This is a genomic window from Rhodopila sp. (assembly GCF_965277165.1).
Classification (GTDB): Bacteria; Pseudomonadota; Alphaproteobacteria; order Acetobacterales; family Acetobacteraceae; genus Rhodopila.
Genome location: NZ_CBDICE010000006.1, coordinates 2,055,454 through 2,071,351 on the forward strand (window position 1 = coordinate 2,055,454; position 15,898 = coordinate 2,071,351).

12 protein-coding genes are annotated in these 15,898 nt (G+C 68.1%); 8 read left to right on the top strand and 4 right to left on the bottom strand.

The features are described from left to right. Positions 1-86: 86 nt before the first annotated feature. The 3 genes from ACQY4Y_RS21640 (at position 87) to ACQY4Y_RS21650 (ending at position 3,479) form a co-directional block, all read left to right on the top strand. Entirely contained in the window at positions 87-869 is a 783-nt protein-coding gene (locus ACQY4Y_RS21640; RefSeq protein WP_428492639.1) for a succinate dehydrogenase iron-sulfur subunit, read from the top strand. 571 nt (positions 870-1,440) lie between these two features. Further along, positions 1,441-2,460 (top strand): hypothetical protein, encoded by a 1,020-nt coding sequence (locus ACQY4Y_RS21645; protein WP_428492640.1) that lies wholly within the window; start codon positions 1,441-1,443, stop codon positions 2,458-2,460. Next, on the top strand, positions 2,457-3,479 hold the full coding sequence (locus tag ACQY4Y_RS21650; RefSeq protein WP_428492641.1) for a hypothetical protein: 1,023 nt from the start codon (positions 2,457-2,459) through the stop codon (positions 3,477-3,479). The genes ACQY4Y_RS21645 and ACQY4Y_RS21650 overlap by 4 nt, the downstream gene beginning before the upstream one ends. A gap of 19 nt (positions 3,480-3,498) precedes the next feature. Here ACQY4Y_RS21650 and ACQY4Y_RS21655 read toward each other — a convergent pair whose 3' ends face one another. Beyond that, the gene (locus tag ACQY4Y_RS21655) at positions 3,499-4,662 is read right to left on the bottom strand and encodes an NAD(P)/FAD-dependent oxidoreductase (RefSeq protein ID WP_428492642.1); all 1,164 of its coding nucleotides are present in this window, start codon (positions 4,660-4,662) and stop codon (positions 3,499-3,501) included. 435 nt (positions 4,663-5,097) lie between these two features. On the opposite strand from ACQY4Y_RS21655, the gene efp reads away from it, so the two are divergent. From efp to ACQY4Y_RS21680, 5 genes are all read left to right on the top strand, one after another. Beyond that, positions 5,098-5,664: an elongation factor P gene (efp, locus tag ACQY4Y_RS21660; RefSeq protein ID WP_428493692.1), complete on the top strand. Its 567-nt coding sequence runs from the start codon at positions 5,098-5,100 to the stop codon at positions 5,662-5,664. Next, on the top strand, positions 5,664-6,491 hold the full coding sequence (locus tag ACQY4Y_RS21665; RefSeq protein ID WP_428492643.1) for an inositol monophosphatase family protein: 828 nt from the start codon (positions 5,664-5,666) through the stop codon (positions 6,489-6,491). The genes efp and ACQY4Y_RS21665 overlap by 1 nt, the downstream gene beginning before the upstream one ends. A gap of 107 nt (positions 6,492-6,598) precedes the next feature. Next, entirely contained in the window at positions 6,599-7,102 is a 504-nt protein-coding gene (locus tag ACQY4Y_RS21670; RefSeq protein WP_428492644.1) for an O-acetyl-ADP-ribose deacetylase, read from the top strand. 491 nt (positions 7,103-7,593) lie between these two features. Continuing rightward, positions 7,594-9,072 (top strand): CsbD family protein, encoded by a 1,479-nt coding sequence (locus ACQY4Y_RS21675; protein ID WP_428492645.1) that lies wholly within the window; start codon positions 7,594-7,596, stop codon positions 9,070-9,072. A 237-nt stretch (positions 9,073-9,309) separates the two neighbouring features. Then, a complete protein-coding gene (locus ACQY4Y_RS21680; protein ID WP_428492646.1) occupies positions 9,310-9,498 on the top strand; it encodes a DUF1328 domain-containing protein in 189 nt (62 codons plus the stop codon). A gap of 155 nt (positions 9,499-9,653) precedes the next feature. Here the strand turns inward: ACQY4Y_RS21680 and ACQY4Y_RS21685 are convergent, their stop codons facing one another. The 3 genes from ACQY4Y_RS21685 to ACQY4Y_RS21695 all read right to left on the bottom strand — a co-directional run bounded on the left by ACQY4Y_RS21685 (position 9,654) and on the right by ACQY4Y_RS21695 (position 15,615). Beyond that, entirely contained in the window at positions 9,654-10,736 is a 1,083-nt protein-coding gene (locus tag ACQY4Y_RS21685) for an IS5 family transposase (protein WP_428492647.1), read from the bottom strand. Positions 10,737-10,889: 153 nt separating this feature from the next. Next, positions 10,890-14,693 carry an ATP-binding protein gene (locus ACQY4Y_RS21690; protein ID WP_428492648.1) on the bottom strand — a complete coding sequence of 1,268 codons (3,804 nt, stop codon included), beginning with the start codon at positions 14,691-14,693 and terminating at the stop codon, positions 10,890-10,892. Positions 14,694-14,964: 271 nt separating this feature from the next. Next, positions 14,965-15,615, bottom strand: a complete 651-nt coding sequence (locus ACQY4Y_RS21695) for an HAD-IA family hydrolase (protein WP_428492649.1) — start codon at positions 15,613-15,615, stop codon at positions 14,965-14,967. Between the last annotated feature and the right edge of the window lie 283 nt (positions 15,616-15,898).

A 15,898-nucleotide genomic window follows, 5' to 3' on the forward strand; every position in this document is an offset into this window, starting at 1 on the left:
CCATTGTGTCCGCCACGCGGGTGGCTGCCTGATTGACCCGCTGGGCGGTGTATGATGATGCTGCGCAAACGATATAGGTTTAGTTGATGGTCGCTTTCAGACTTCCCGCCAACAGCCGCATCAAGCGAGGTCAAAGCTACAAGGCGGCGGCCGGAACCAAGCGGGTCCGCGAGTTCCAGGTCTATCGCTGGAACCCCGATGACGGCAACAATCCGCGCATGGATAGCTACGAAATCGACCCCGACGCCTGCGGGCCTATGGTGCTCGATGCGTTGATCAAGATCAAGAACGAGATCGACTCGACATTGACCTTTCGACGCTCTTGCCGCGAAGGTATCTGTGGGTCCTGCGCGATGAACATCGATGGGTCCAATACGCTGGCCTGCCTGAAGCCAATCGAGGACGTGACCGGCGCGGTGAAGATCACCCCACTCCCCCATATGGCGGTGATCAAGGACCTGGTTCCCGACCTGTCAAAGGCCTACGCGCAATATGCCTCCGTGCAGCCCTGGCTCCAGTCGGAAACGCCGGTCCAGCCGGATCGCGAACGGCTGCAAAGCAAAGAGCAGCGCGCCAAGCTCGACGGCTTGTGGGAATGCATCCTGTGTTTCTGCTGCTCGACCTCGTGCCCCAGCTACTGGTGGAATGGCGACCGCTATCTGGGACCAGCCGTCTTGCTGCAAGCCTATCGCTGGATCGTCGACAGCCGTGACGAAGCCACCGGAGAGCGGTTGGACGAATTGAACGATACCTTCAAGCTGTATCGCTGCCATACCATCATGAACTGCACGAATACCTGTCCGAAGGGTCTCAACCCGGCCAAGGCGATCAGCGGCATCAAGCGGAAGATCTTCGAACTTCAAAACTGAAGCGCAAAAATCTGATCTCGACCTCACGGACACTGGTCGGAAGCACCGCGTCGAATAACCAGACGCGGCCCTACTGATCCATACCATGGCATGCCGGGCAGGACTCTCTGGCGATGGCCGAGATCACGGCCCATAGTCGCGAAGCGGACCGCCAGCGGCGGCGCCCTTTGAGGTCGGGTCATCGGCCGAAGGATAATCGTCCCGGCCGTCGGGTCGCCAGATCGCCGAACGGCGTCCGTCAGGTAGGTCCCGCCGTTTACACTTCCAGCAGTCGCCGGATCTTCCATAACCATCCGACAAGACCTGTCCCCACCCGCGACAGCGCCCGTCCACCGCCCAACCTTCGTGGCACTCCGTGTCGCTGTTCTCCTGCTTCGTGATCAATGCCAGCAAAGCCGGAAGATCGACGGAACCGGTCGCGCAGGCCGCAAGCCCCAACGCCTCGCCCCTCCCCAATCCCCCAACCGCACGCCATTTCTTGCACCAACCCCCTTGCACCCGCCGCCCCCCTCCCCACCTCAATCGATACTTTAGAACAAATCACGAACTTCAACCACGAATTTTGAGCCCGATGCGCAATCCCGCCTCCCCAGACACCGCCGACAAAGACCCCGCCGACAAAGACCCCGCCGACAAAGACCCCGCCTCCCCAGACACCGCCTCCCCAAATCCCGCCTCCCCAGACCCAACCTTTCCAGATCCCGCCTCCCCAAATCCCGCCGCCAAAGATCCCGCCTCCGAAACGCCTACCCCCAAACCAACAAAACCCAAGCCCGACAGCCAACCCCAACTCACCCCAACCCCCATCGCGGCCTACCACCGCGACGCCATCTTCCACCACCACGGCCCGTTCAGCCCCAGCTTCATGACCGAGGCCATCCGCACCCTGATCCGCACCCTGCCGCTCGACCCCGACGAACCCCAGTCCTGGCAAGACCGCCGCGCCCACGCCGCCCTGCTCGGCCTCGCCGCCCTGCACCCGCGCGACGAGATCGAGGTCATGATCGGCGTCCAGGCTTTGGCCGCCTACCACGCCGCCTCCGCCTGCTGGCGCATCGGCATGAACCTGCGTCGCCCGAACGGGGAAAGCACCCGCCACATCACCACCGCCGCCTCCGCCGCCCGCACCTTCGATGCCATGCTGCGCGCGCTGGAACGCCGCCAGGTCAAGCCGCTGGCTGTGCCGGTCGGACGCCCCACCCCGCGGATCTGGACCCCGGCCGACGATAACCCCAGCGCCACGATGGACCATATGCTCGATCGCTGCCTCGCCAATCAGCGCCGCGACGCCGCCAACGACCAGGCCGAACCGCCGCCCGCCTGGACCGAACAGCTCCTCGCCGCAGCCCAGGAATTCCTCGAACGCGAGCGCATCGAGCACGAGAACGAGGGCCTCGACATCGCCAATACCGAGGGCATCCTGCCCGGCGGCGGCATGATCGTGATGGCTGACCCGACACCGCAGCAAGCCGCCTATCTGGCCCGCCGCGTCGGCCTGCAATACCGCCGCGAGTTCGAGGAGAACCGCCTCAAGGGCATCCACAAGCTGCCGAAAATCCGCCCGATCCGCCCCGGCGACCTGATCCCATGACCCCGGCGACAAACCACCCGACCACCCCGACGGATCGCGCGGACCACCTGCTGGGAGTGGTGCTCGCCATGCTCACCCCGCTGTTGACCGTCGGGGGCGTACAGGATGCCCGCCTCGCCGCGCTGCAGGCGATCGCCGCCTGTCAGACCGGCGGGCAGGGCAATCTGGTAAGCATCTCCCAGATCGTCGGTTTCGCCATCGCCTCGCTGGACAATCTCAGGCTGTCGGCGCCGCCCGAGCTGTCGCTGTCGATGAAGCTGAAACTCCGAGGCAACGCCAACGCGCTCAGCCGCACCTCGCTGAACGTCTCGGCCGCCGGCGCCCATCCCCCGCCGCTCGCCGCGGCCGACCTTCCGGAGCGCCCGCCACCCCCGGCCGCCGAACCCGATCGCGACGACGCCGACCACCACAGCTCGGCGATCGCCGAGCTGCGCAAGGTCCGCGACCAGCTCCGCCAGGCCCGGGCAGCCGACCCCGCCGGCGAACCGCTCACCCCGCGCCAGCGCGACCTGGCCTGGGCCAGCGCGATGACCGAGGTCGCCGCCGAATACAGCACCGGCTTGGCCGACCTTCCCGCCGCCCAGCAGCGCATCGAACTGACCCGGATCAACGCCCTGACCCGGACCGCCGGCGCCCTGACCCGAGGCAACCCGTCGCTGAAAACCCGCCTGCTCAGCGCCACCTCCCTGCAGTCACCACCCCCGCCCGCTGCATCCCCGCCCGCTGCGTCCCCGCCCGCTGCATCCCCGCAACGCCAGTCCTTCTCCGCAGCAGCCTCGTCCGGCCCATCCCATCAGCGCCCGACGACGCACAGCTCGTCGCCGCAAATCCCGCTGCCAAAAAACCCGCCGCCGCAAAGCCCGCCGCTGCAAAATCCATCGCCGCAAATCCCGCCGCTGCTAAACCCGCCGCTGGAAAGCCAATCGCCGCAAAGCCCGCCGCCGCAACGCCCATCCCAGCAACACCCGCCCCCGCAACCCCCTTCGTCGCCGGCCACCCTGCCCAGCCCAGCCGCCTGAACCCAGCTCCCAAACCCGCTCAAATCGCCTCCCCCGCGCACCATCCGCTGGCCCAGGCCCATTGGAAATTATAGCCCCCGAGCCAGCCGGTCACATCCACCGCCTCACCGATCACGAACAGCCCCGGCACCGCGTTCGCCGCCATCGTCCGAGACGACAGATCGCGCGTATCCACCCCGCCGCGGGTCACCTCGGCCTTGGCGTAACCCTCGGTCCCCGACGGCATCACCTGCCAACCCGACAACCGCGCCGCCACCGCGCGCAGGGCTCGATCCGGCAGATCGGCCAGCCGCGTCGCCTCCGCCGCGCCGGACAGAGCGCTCGCCAGCCGGCCCGGCAACCGTTCCCCCAGGACCGAACCCAGCCCCGCCCGCGGCCGGGTCCGCTTGCGCGCCAACAAGAACTCCGCCGCATCGACCCCCACCAGCAGGTCGAGCCGGATCGGCCCCCGCCGCCAATACGAAGAAACCTGCAGCACCGCCGGCCCCGATAGCCCACGATGAGTGAACAGCACCGCCTCGCGGAACGCCGTCCGTCCGACCCCGACCTCGCAATCCACCGACACCCCGGCCAGCGGCCGCATCAACTCCAGCAGCTCGCCATCGAAGCAGAGCGGCACCAGCCCGGGCCGGATCTCGGTCAGCCGCAGCCCGAACCGGGTGGCGAGCCGATAGGCCAGCCCGGACGCCCCCAGCTTCGGAATCGACAGCCCCCCGGTCGCTAGCACCAGGCTGGCGGCGGAAAACCCTGCATGATCGGTCTGCACAGCAAACGAATCCGCGCGGCCGACATCGATCACCCGATGCCCCAGCCGCAACTCGACGCCGGCGGCCGAACACTCCGCCAGCAGCATCGCCACGATCTGGCGCGCCGAACCGTCGCAGAACAGTTGCCCCAGCGTCTTCTCGTGAAAGCCGATACCATGGCGACGCACCAGCGCCACGAAATCGGCCGGCGTATAGCGGGCCAGCGCCGAACGGCAGAAATCCGGGTTGTCCGACAAAAACCGCTCGGCCTGGGTGCCGGTGTTGGTGAAATTGCACCGCCCGCCGCCCGAGATCAGGATCTTCGCCCCCGCCCGCGGCGCATGATCCAGCACCAGCACCCGGCGTCCACGGTGCCCGGCTCGGATCGCGCACATCAGCCCCGCCGCCCCGGCCCCCAGGATGATCACGTCATACATCGGTCGGCCAGCATCGTGGGACCTGCCCCATCTCGGAATCTCGCCGCCCGGCTAGCCTGCGCGCGGCCGCGGCGCAACACGGCGGGGCGTCCCCTGGAGCGCCCCCTGGGAAGTCCCCCGGAGCCGCCACCACGCGCCGGTCGCGGATTGACGCAAGTGGCCCACCCCCTGCCCGACCATTCAGGTTGGTTGACCACAATGACCAGCGAAACCATCGATCGCGAGCTCGACCGCATGACCATCACCCAACGCGGCAAGACCGCCGAGCGTGTTTTGTTCGATACCTGCGCGGTCATCGGGCCGGCCAACGCCGAACCATGGCCGGCCCAGCGGAGCGCGCGGTCTCGCCTCAGCGGTCGGGCGACAACCTTGCCGGCCGACCCGCCCCGGTCTAGAACCCCGCACCCCATTCCCATCACCGCACGGACCCATCCCATGAAGCAGCAGGCGAACCTGATTCGCGCCGGCCAGGTGATCGAGCACGAAGGCCGCCGCTGGACCGTGCTGAAGCAGCAGATCATCACTCCCGGCAAGGGCGGCGCCTTCATCCAGGTCGAGATGCGCGACCTGAAATCGGGCAACAAGACCAACGAACGCTGGCGCACCGCCGACACCGTCGAGCGGCTGACCACCGAGGAAAAAGAATACACCTACTCCTACAGCGACGGCGCCAACCTGGTGCTGATGGACCCCGAAACCTATGAGGAAGCCCACATCCCCGCCACCCTGATGGGCGACGCCGCGCCGTTCCTGCAGGACCAGATGAAGCTGGTGGTCGACCTGGTCGAGGGCGACCCGGTGGCGATCCACCTGCCCGCCTCGGTGGTGCTGGAAGTGGTCGAGGCCGACCCGGTGGTCAAAGGCCAGACCGCGTCGTCGTCCTACAAGCCGGCCAGGCTGTCGAACGGGGTGAAGACCAACGTGCCGCCGTTCATCGAGGCCGGTGAGCGCGTCGTGGTGCGCACCGAGGACGCAAGCTACGTGGAGCGCGCCAAGGGCTGATGGCGTTCCGTCTCTCCCCGCATCTGACCGTGATGGCCAACGCCGCGCAGAAGGCGGCGAAACGGCTGCTGCGTGACTTCGCCGAGGTCGAGCAGTTGCAGGTCAGCATCAAGGGACCGTCCGACTTCGTCTCGCAAGCCGATCTGCGGGCGGAACAGACATTGAAGGAGGAACTCAACAAGGCGCGCCCCGGCTACGCCTTCCTGATGGAGGAATCCGGCGCGTCGGGTTCGGAGAACTGGACCTGGCGCTGGGTGGTGGACCCGCTCGACGGCACCACCAACTTCCTGCACGGCATGCCGCACTGGGCGATCAGCATCGGGCTGGAACGCCGGCTGCCCGATGGCGGGTCGGAGGTCCATGCCGGGGTGATCTACGCCCCCGCCGCCGACGAGATGTTCTGGGCCGAGAAAGGCACCGGCGCCTTCGTCAACGAGCGCCGGCTGCGGGTCTCCGCCCGGCGCGAACTGCACGAGGCGGTGTTCGCCACCGGCATCCCGTTCGGCGCGGTCTCGGGCCCGCGCCAGCGCGCGTTTGGCCGCACCTTGGGCACGCTGATGCCCCAGGTCGCCGGCATCCGCCGGTTCGGCGCCGCGGCGCTGGATCTCGCCTGGGTGGCGCATGGCCGGTTCGATGCGTACTGGGAACTTGGCATCAAGCCGTGGGACATCTGCGCCGGTATTTTACTGGTCCGTGAGGCGGGCGGCTATGCCACCGACGTTGCCGAGGGCGACCCGCGGCAGACCAGCAACATTGTCGCCGGCAACCCGCATCTGCATGCGAAATTGCGCCCGATCGTCGCCGAGGGCATGCGGTCGGCGGGGTGATTCGGACGACTGTCTGTATATCTTTGGGCGGAAGTCGGGCGAGGTTAAACGATAAAAAGTCACAAAGAGGTAGGCCCCTGTCGGATGGGTCGGAAGCGAGGCTCTGAATGCGGCGGATCGTGTTGCAACAGGCCGATATCACCTCCCTGGCGGTTGACGCCATCGTCAACGCGGCGAACCAGTCGCTGCTGGGCGGCGGCGGGGTCGATGGCGCGATCCACCGCGCCGCCGGCCCAGAACTGCTGGCCGAGTGTCGCACCCTCGGCGGCTGTCCGACTGGCGAGGCCCGGATCACCAAGGGGTACCGGCTACCGGCCAAATACGTGATCCACGCGGTCGGGCCGCGCTATCGTGACGGCCACCTCGGCGAGGCCGAACAACTGGCCGGCTGCTATCGGCACAGCCTGGAACTGGCGGTGGCGCACCAGGTGCGGACGATCGCGTTTCCGGCGATCAGTTGTGGGATCTACGGCTATCCGATCGCCGAGGCGGCGGGGATCGCAGTTGGCACGGTGGCGGCGTTCCTGGCCGATGACCGCTCGATCGAGCGAGTGGTGTTCGCCTGCTTCGGGGGCGAGGTGCTGGCGGCGTTCCAGGCGGCTGTGGGTTGAGCGGCCCGACGTCGGTGGCACCGGCCGCGTGAGTTCCCCGATTTGTCGTCGGTGGCTTGTTTTGGAGCGGCACTGATACCCCGACGTTGGTGCTTGCGTCGGGGTAGCCGGCGTCAAGTCCAAGCCGCCCGCGGCGTGCTCGGGGCTTGACCCCGGCCACTCCCGACGAAGCCGGGTTCGGTATCCGATGTGTCGGCAGGTTGGGTCAGCGCCTGCGCGTTTTGTCGGGCGATAAGCCGCGACATTGCACGTCGGAGCGCTCGGCCATCGTGCGGTCGGCGGCCTGGACGGCGACACCACCTCCGGATCCGGGGTCGGGGGTGTTGCACCGGACAAGCGACGCATAAACAATGGCGCGGCGGGTTTGGCGGATGATCGGCTCGCGGGCAAGATCGGCCGCGGGCGGCGGTCGTCATGCCACCCGCGATGATCCGGCGGGCGGGTGCCGGCGCGCCGCCGCCGGCCGTTTTAATCGGAAAAGGTTTTCCTTCATGTCCACGACGTATGGTGCGGCGGGGTCGGCCGAAGGGCCGGAGCTAACGCACCCAAGAATGTCCTGGTCGGCGATTTTCGCCGGGGTGGTTCTGGTCGTCGCCATCGAGCTCCTGCTCGGGCTGCTGGGTTCGGGGATCGGTCTCGGCTTCGTCGCACCGAACGCCGGGGGGACGACTGACGTCAACGGTTTGAGCGCGAGTGGTTTCAGCCTTGGCGCTTTCGGCAATGGCGTCGGTCTCTGGTTGCTGGCCAGCACGCTGATCGCGCTGGTCGTCGGCGGCTATGCCGCGGCCCGGTTGGCGGCGGTGGCGCAGCGTTTCGACGGCGTGCTGCATGGGCTGGTGATCTGGGGGCTGACCCTGCTGCTGGCGACCTGGCTGATCGGTTCCGCGGTGGGTGGGCTGATCGGGGGGGTGTCCTCGGTGATCGGGGGAACCGTTTCGGCCGCCGCCAGCGCGCTGGGCGGCGCGGCATCGGCGGTGGGCCAGGGTGCCAAGCCGAACATCGAGCGGATCACCGGCCTCGATCCAAACATGCTGCAACAGCAGGCGCAGAGCTTGCTGCAACCGCCGCCGGACCCGGCGAGCATGTCCCGGGCGGACGCGATCAAAGCGATCGGGGCGCAACTGCCCGATCTGGCGGCGGGCGGGGACAGGATGGCGACGGCGAAGCAGCGCATTGCCACGATCGTGGCGGCGCAGGCCGATATCAGTCAGGCGGACGCCGAGAAGCGGGTCGATGACGCCCAAGCCAGATTCGAGCAGGACAGGGAAGCCGCGATGCAGGCCGCGAAACAGGCTGCGCAAGCGAGCGCGGCGGCGGCCTCGCATGCGTCTTTCCTGGGGTTTGCCGGGCTTTTGATCGGCGCCATAGCGGCCGGCGGCGGGGGCGCACTGGCTGCTCCGCGCATCGCGGCGCCGGTCGGCGCGGCTGGGCACTGGCGGGCGGCCGATTTCGCTGATACGCCGGGCCCGGATGCCGCGCGGCTGCCGATAGCGGACACCGAACGACTGCAACCAAGGTTAGGGCTGACCGACATGAACGAGGACGAGATCAAGGGCACCGCAAGGGATGCCATGGGCAAGGTCAAGGACGCCGCCGGCGGGCTGACGGGCGATACGGGCATGCAGGCCGATGGCAAGGTGGATCAAGCGGCCGGCAAGGTGCAGGGCCAGTATGGTTCGGCCAAGGAGCAGCTTGGCGGCATGGCGGACAAGGCCTCCGACTATGCCGGTCGGGCGGGCGGCGCGATGGGCGATGCCGCGCAGGCGGTGCGCCGCAAGGCCGGCCAGGCGGGAGAGACCGCCTATGACGCCGCGACCCATGCCGGACAGTATGTCGGCCAGACGGTGCAGCAGCAGCCGCTGCTGTCCCTGATCGGCATCGCGGCGATCGCCTACGCGGCTGCGTTCTTTATTCACTCACCGTCCAGTCCGTTGGCGTCGGAACCGCCGCGGCGGCGCTTTCTGCGTTGAGCCGATGGCGCGCGCCCGGTTCGGCTGAACCGGGCGCTGGGTGGAGTGACGGGGGGAAGAGCTGACGGTGAACCTGCCGGCGTTCTTGCAGGCGCGTTTTGCGGCCTGGGGCGGGGGCAGGCCGGACGTTCGCGTTACGGGCGCTCACGACCCTACGGCTGCGGTCGACGGCAGGAGACCGGCTGTTCGTTCGTTGTGATTGACGCGCGTTCCGTGAAAGCCGCGGATTGTGCTGGCATGAGGGTTTTGGTGATGTTGAAGCTTGCGCTGATATTCTTTGTGGTTTCGATCATCTCGGGATTTTTTGGCTTTTCCGGGGTGTCGGCGGCGACGGCGGGAATTGCGAAGGTGCTGTTTTTCATCGCTCTTGTGGTGTTCCTGATCTTCCTCGTGCTGGCGTTCACCGCTGGGTCGCTGGTGCTGTGAGCGGGTGTTCCGCCTTAGCAGGCTGCTGAAAAAGCCCTGTGAAAATCGGATTTCGCGTGTAGTTGCAGCCGATTGACGGTTCCCACGGCAAATTTCGGCGATTTTTCCGGTGCGGCAAAGCCGCTGATGCGGCCTTGGGGAGATCCCGGGCAGACTCATCCTGTCGCCAGCAACCGCGGCAACCGGATCAGATTGTAAGCCGCAGCCTTGAACACAAACATCCACGCGACCCGCTTCACCCCGCGCAGCTTGGTTTGCGCCATGCCGCCGACCTGCTTGATCCAGCCGTTGGCTTCCTCGATCCGCTTGCGCACGACTTGGCTGACCCGGTAGCCGGCGTGCCGCGTCGTCCGCCCGTCAATGTTCGACCCGCGATGGGCGTTGATGTTCTGCGCCACATGCGGGGTGACGCCAGCGGCGCGGCTGTCGGCGACGAAGGCGGCGGTGTCGTAGGCCTTGTCGGCGCCAACCGTCTTGTGGCCGGCGTCCGGCAGAGCCTCCAGCATCGCCAGCGCCGCCTCCGGTTCTGCCGTCCCGGTGGCATGCGTCAGACCAGCGTCCACCACCAGGCCGTTGCGGTTCTCCATCAGCAGATGCCCGGTGAACGCTAGTTTGGCGCCTTCGCCGTTGGACTTGCGCGCCAGACGCGCATCCGGATCGGTGGTCGAGGCGTGGCTCTCGTTCGAGCGCTTCTCCTTGTGGAAGTTGCGTTCGCCGTTGCGCCCGGGGGCGGGCGGCTCGTCGTTGCCGTCCTTGCGGCGGAAACTCTTCATCGAGGCCCAGGCCTGGATCAGCGTGCCATCGACCGAGAAGTGCTCGTCCGACAGTAGCGCCTTGACCCGCGGCAGGTTCAGCACCGCGGCCATGAACGCCGCTGCGATGTCGCCCTCCAGCAGCCGGTCGCGGTTCTTGCTGAACACCGTCGGCACCCACACCGGATCGTCCACCGACAGGCCGACGAACCAGCGGAACAGCAGGTTGTAGTTTAGTTGTTCCATCAACTGCCGTTCTGAGCGGATGCTGTAGAACGCTTGCAGCAGCAGCGCGCGCAGCAGTTGTTCGGGCGGGATCGAGGGCCGGCCGTTCTCCGAGTAGAGCGCGGCGAACGGAGCGTCGAGGGCGGCCAGGGCTTCATCGGCGACGCGACGGATCAGGCGAAGCGGGTGGCTGCTGGGGATCCGGCTCTCCGGCCGGACATAGCTGAAAAGTCCATCCCGTCGCTGGTCCCAACCACGCATCCGAAGCCGCCCCCCGCTGCCAATCCGATGTGCTATCGAATCCGATGCGCCCGCGTCGGGGCAAGCGGTTTTTCAGCAGCCTGTTAGGCGTTGCGTGAGCGCTCGGATGGCGTGGGCGGCAGGCCGCTGCGACACGGCCATGTCGCGATCATGCTACCGGTCGAGCACGGCGCGGATCTTGCTGGCCAGGGCGGCGTAGCTGAACGGTTTCGGCAACAGTTCGGTGGCGGGTTCCAGCACCTCGCCGTGGACGATGGCGTTGCGGGCGTAACCGGTGGTGTAGACCACCTTCAGGCCGGGGCGACGCTGTCGGGCGGTGTCGGCCAACTGGCGCCCGGTGATGCCGCCGGGCAGGCCGATATCGGTGAACAGGACCGCGATGGCGGGATCCTGGGTCAGCACGCGCAAGGCCTGATGGGCATCGCCCACCACCAGGACATGATATCCGAGTTCGCGCAGCGAGGCGGCGGAGTGCTCGCGCACCGAGGGTTCGTCCTCTACCACCAGGATGGTTTCGCCGCGCCCCGGGGGTGGCTTGTCGGGTTCGGGGCGGGATTCGGCTTCCGGAGTGTCTGCCAGCAGGCGCGGCAAGTAGAGTTTGACGGCGGTGCCCTGCCCCGGCTCGCTGTAGAGCTTCACGTGGCCGCTGGACTGCTTGATGAAGCCCCAGACCTGGCTGAGGCCGAGGCCGGTGCCATGACCGACGTCCTTGGTGGTGAAGAACGGTTCGAACACCCGGTCCAGGGTATCGGCGTCCATGCCGCCGCCGGTGTCGCTGACCGCGATCATGACGTATTGGCCGGGGCTGACATCGTCATGGGCGGCGGTGTAGGCGTCATCGAGGTGGGTGTTGGCGGTCTCGATGGTGAGCTTGCCGCCTTGGGACATGGCGTCGCGGGCGTTGACCGCGAGGTTCAGCAATGCGTTTTCCAATTGGTTGGCGTCGGCGGCGGTGCGCCACAGGCCGCCGGCGAGCACGGTTTCCATCGCCACCGCCTCGCCCAGGGTGCGGCGCAGCAGTTCCGACATGCCGGCGACCAGCTTGTTGGCATCGAGCGGCTTGGGGTCCAGCGTCTGGCGGCGGGCGAAGGCCAGCAGGCGATGGGTCAGGGTGGCGGCGCGCTGGGAGCCCTGGGCGATCATGTCGAGGGCGCGGCGGATGCGCGCTTCATCGTCGCCGAGCGGAAGCTTGGTCAGCATGCGGGCGAGGGTTTCGACGCCGCCGCCGATCACTGTCAGCAGGTTGTTGAAGTCATGAGCGACGCCGCCGGTGAGGTGGCCGATCGCCTCCATTTTCTGGGACTGGCGCAGGGCTTCCTCGACCTTGGCGCGGCGTCCGATTTCGCTGGCGACCCGGCTCTCCAGCATTTCGTTAGCTTCAAGTAATGTATCCCGAGCCTGCTGGCGCAGGCGGGCGAGTTCGAGGTTGGAACGGACGCGGGCGGTCAGTTCGCGAGCGGTGAATGGTTTGACCAAGTAATCATCGGCGCCGGCGTCGAGGCCCTCGACGCGGGCTTCCTCGCCGGCGCGGGCGGACAGCAGGATGACCGGCAGGTCGGCCAGGGCGGGATCGGCGCGGATGCCGGCGAGCAGGCCGAAGCCGTCCATCCGGGGCATCATCACATCGGACAGGATCAGGTCGGGGCGGCGGGCCTGGGCGGCGGCGAGGGCAAGCTGGCCGTCGCGCACCGCTTCGACGTCATAGCGCGGGCGCAGCAGGCGGACCACGTAGTCGCGCATGTCGGCGTTGTCGTCGGCGAGCAGGATGTGGCGGCGGGGCTGGTCGCGGTGCTCGGGTTCGCCGCCGAGGTCGGACGGCATGGAGAAGGATTCCATGTTTTCGGCGGTGTCGGCGCGGATGGCATCGGCGCGGGCGGTATCGGCGTCGGGGGCATCGGCGGTGGGGGTTTCGGCGTTGGGGGCATCGGCGTCGGGGGGATCGGCTTCGGGCAGCCAGCGCAGCGCTTCCTCGACGAAGCTGGCCGCGGCGATGCCCTCAGGGGTGAGGCGGGCGGTTTCGCTGACCCGGTCGGGCGGCAGGTGGTCGCGGCCGAACGGCAGGCGGGCCCAGACTGTCGTTCCTGTATCGATGCGGCTTTGCACGCCGATGGTGCCGCCGTGCAGGCGGACCAGTTCGTTGACCAAAGCGAGGCCGATGCCGGTGCCTTCCATGGTGCGGCCGCGCTGGCCCTCGATGCGATGGAAGCGGTCGAAGATGTGCGGCAGTTCAGCCGCGGGGATGCCGATGCCGGTATCGGTGACGCTAAGGATGGCGCAGCGGTCGTCATCGGGGGCGATGTCGAGGCTGACGGTGATGCCGCCGGAGAGAGTGTATTTGAAGGCGTTGGAGACCAGGTTGAGCACGATGCGCTCCCACATCTCGGGGTCGACGTAGAGCGGGCGGTCGAGGCGCGGGCAGTTGGTGGCGAGGCGCAGGCCGGCGCGGTCGCAGGCGGAGCGGAAGTTGCTGGCGAGTTCCTCGGTGTAGGCGCCGAGTTCGATCGGCTGGAAGCGGGCGCGGACGCGGCCGGCCTCGATGCGGGAGAACTCCAGCAGGGTGTTGACCAGGCGCAACAGGCGCAGGCCGTTGCGGTGCACCATCGACAGCCGGTGGGTGGCTTGCGGGTGGGGCTTGGCGAGGGCGGTGATCGCTTCCTCCAGCGGGCCCAGCATCAGGGTCAGCGGGGTGCGGAATTCGTGGCTGACGTTGGAGAAGAAGGCGGTCTTGGCGCGGTCGATCTCGGCCAGTTCCTCGGCGCGGCGGCGTTCGGCCTGGTAGATCCGGGCGGCGGCGAGGCCAGCGGCGATCTGGGCGGCGACGAGGTCGATGAAGTCGGCATAGGCCTCGTCGAACGGGCGGTGCGGGTTGAGGCCGGCGATGAACAGGCCGCCCGATCCGGGTTGCTGGCCTTGGGCCGGGATCTGGGTGATCAGCAGCCGGCGTGGCGGCTTGTCCCAGGCTCCGGTGGGGACGCCGGCTACGGCGTCGAGGTTGCGCAGGTCCCTGGCAGGGCGGTCGCCAGGGTGGTCGGCGGGGGGTTCGATGGGGCGTTCCGCGGCGGGCCAGGGCAGGTCGGCGGGGCCGTCGATCAGGTCGGGGGCGGCCAGGCTGGGGGCCGGCGCGTTGGGGGCGGCCATGCTGGCGGTCGGCACGTTGGGGTCCAGGCTGGGGGCCGGCATGCTGGGGGCCGGCATGCTGGGGGCCGGCGGGCTGGGGGCCGGCGGGCTGGGAGTACCGGGGTGGCGGCGCAAGGCCGGGCTGTCGCCGTCGGGCAGGTAGATCAGGCTGCACGGCAGGTCGCGGGTGTTGCGGGCCAGGGCGGTGGCGACGGCGGCGAGCACGTCGGCCTCGGAGCGCACGCCGGCGAGGCCGCCGGCGAGGTCGCGCAGGGTGGCGAGGCGGCGTTCGCCGACCACGCGCTGGGTTTCCTCCATCACCACGCAGAGCATGCCGCCGATGCCGCCGTCGTCGTCCGGCAGCGGGCTGTAGGAGAAGGTATGGTAGGTTTCCTCGGCATAGCCGCGGCGTTGCAGGAACAGCATCAGGGCTTCGTCCCAGGTGGCCTGGCCGGTGCGGATGACGGATGCGATGCGGGGGCCGACATCGGGCCAGATCTCGGACCACACCAGCCGGGTCGGCTGGCCCAGCGCCCAGGGGTGCTTGTCGCCGAGCGTGGGGGTGTAGGCGTCGTTGCAGAAGAACGTAAGGTCGCGGCCCCAGGCCATCCACATCTGGTAGCGCGAGGCGAGCATCATGCGCAGCACCGTGGTCAGACTGTGGGGCCAGGTGTGGCGTGGTCCGACGCCGGTGTTGGTCCAGTCGGTGGCTTCGATCAGGGCGGCCATCTGGCCGCCGGCGGTGGTGAAGAGCGATTCGCAGCCAGGGGCGGTGTGGTGGGCGGTGTCGTTGCCAGGCGGCGTCGGTGGTTTGCCTGTCAGATGGTTGGTCGCGGACACTGTGCGGTCTCTCCCGTACTCGGCTGCTGGTCCTGGGCGGCTGGTATATCGAGCGGTATAAGGAACGAACCAGACGGTTGCACGGTCTGTTTCACGGGAACGTGACGGAATCCGAGGGACTCGGGTCTGTTTTGCGTTTCCGAGGTGGAAACGTCGGGACTTGAGCGTCGGACGGTGTTCGACGATCTGGCAACCCGATGGTGTTCCCGATTGTGCCTCCGCCGATCGCCGACCTCAGGGCCGGCGCGGCGGCGGTCAGGGCAGGCGGCGGTCAGGGCAGCAGGCGGCGGGCGATGGCGGCGGCTTCCCCGATGTCGCGGGCGACGGCGGTGGCGCCGGCCTCCATGCCGGGCGCGGCGTAGCCCCAGAGCGCGAAGATGCTGCGCAGGCCGGCGTCGCGGGCGGCGATGACGTCGTTGCGGTGATCGCCCAGCATCAGCGCGGTGGCTGGGCTGGCGCCGGCGCGGGCCAGGGTGGCGAGCAGGTGGGCCGGATCGGGCTTGCGGGCGGCGAAGCTGTCGCCGCCGCCGACCGCGCACAGCAGCGGCAGCAGCCCGACGGCATCGAGCAGCGCGCGGGCCGCCCGTTCGGGTTTGTTGCTACAGACCGCGAGTTGCCAGCCGTCGGCGGCGAGGCCGCTGAGCACCGGCAGGACGTTGGGGAAGAGTTTGCTGTCGATGGCGGCGTGGGCGGCGTAGTCGGCGGCGAACTGGTCGAGGTCGGCAGGATCGGGCTGGCGGTGATGGGCGGCGAAGGCTTTGGAGACCAGCGCGACGATGCCGTCGCCGACCATGGCGGCGACCTGGGGATGGCTGAACGCCGGCAAGCCGCGGTCCGCCATCAGGCGGTTGAGTGCGGCGGCGAGGTCGGGGACGGTATCGACCAAGGTGCCGTCGAGGTCCAGCAGCAGGGTGCGCGGCACTGTGTTGCACTCCGATACGTGAATTGAAGCAACAGCATAACGGTTCAATTGACATTACGGCTTCGTTACCGCTAGACGATTTTCGGCCTCGGTGTGCAGGCTGAGGATTGTCTAGTATCGCGCATCAGGGAAGCGCGATACGCCGGTTTTGGTTCGAATATTGGTTCACCCCGCGAATCGTGGACGCGGGGCGTCTGGGAATCGTGGACGCGGGGCGTCTGGGAATCGTGGACGCGGGGCGTCTGGGAATCGTGGACGCTGGGCGTCTGGGAATCGTGGACGC

Excerpts from the sequence above, each read along its gene's own strand:
- ACQY4Y_RS21655 (WP_428492642.1), bottom strand. The coding sequence starts at position 4,662 with ATGTATGACGTGATCATCCTGGGGGCCGGGGCGGCGGGGCTGATGTGC.
- ACQY4Y_RS21645 (WP_428492640.1), top strand. The coding sequence starts at position 1,441 with ATGCGCAATCCCGCCTCCCCAGACACCGCCGACAAAGACCCCGCCGAC.
- ACQY4Y_RS21670 (WP_428492644.1), top strand. The coding sequence starts at position 6,599 with ATGCGGCGGATCGTGTTGCAACAGGCCGATATCACCTCCCTGGCGGTT.
- ACQY4Y_RS21680 (WP_428492646.1), top strand. The coding sequence starts at position 9,310 with ATGAGGGTTTTGGTGATGTTGAAGCTTGCGCTGATATTCTTTGTGGTT.
- ACQY4Y_RS21665 (WP_428492643.1), top strand. The coding sequence starts at position 5,664 with ATGGCGTTCCGTCTCTCCCCGCATCTGACCGTGATGGCCAACGCCGCG.
- efp (WP_428493692.1), top strand. The coding sequence starts at position 5,098 with ATGAAGCAGCAGGCGAACCTGATTCGCGCCGGCCAGGTGATCGAGCAC.
- ACQY4Y_RS21650 (WP_428492641.1), top strand. The coding sequence starts at position 2,457 with ATGACCCCGGCGACAAACCACCCGACCACCCCGACGGATCGCGCGGAC.
- ACQY4Y_RS21675 (WP_428492645.1), top strand. The coding sequence starts at position 7,594 with ATGTCCACGACGTATGGTGCGGCGGGGTCGGCCGAAGGGCCGGAGCTA.
- ACQY4Y_RS21685 (WP_428492647.1), bottom strand. The coding sequence starts at position 10,736 with ATGCGTGGTTGGGACCAGCGACGGGATGGACTTTTCAGCTATGTCCGG.
- ACQY4Y_RS21640 (WP_428492639.1), top strand. The coding sequence starts at position 87 with ATGGTCGCTTTCAGACTTCCCGCCAACAGCCGCATCAAGCGAGGTCAA.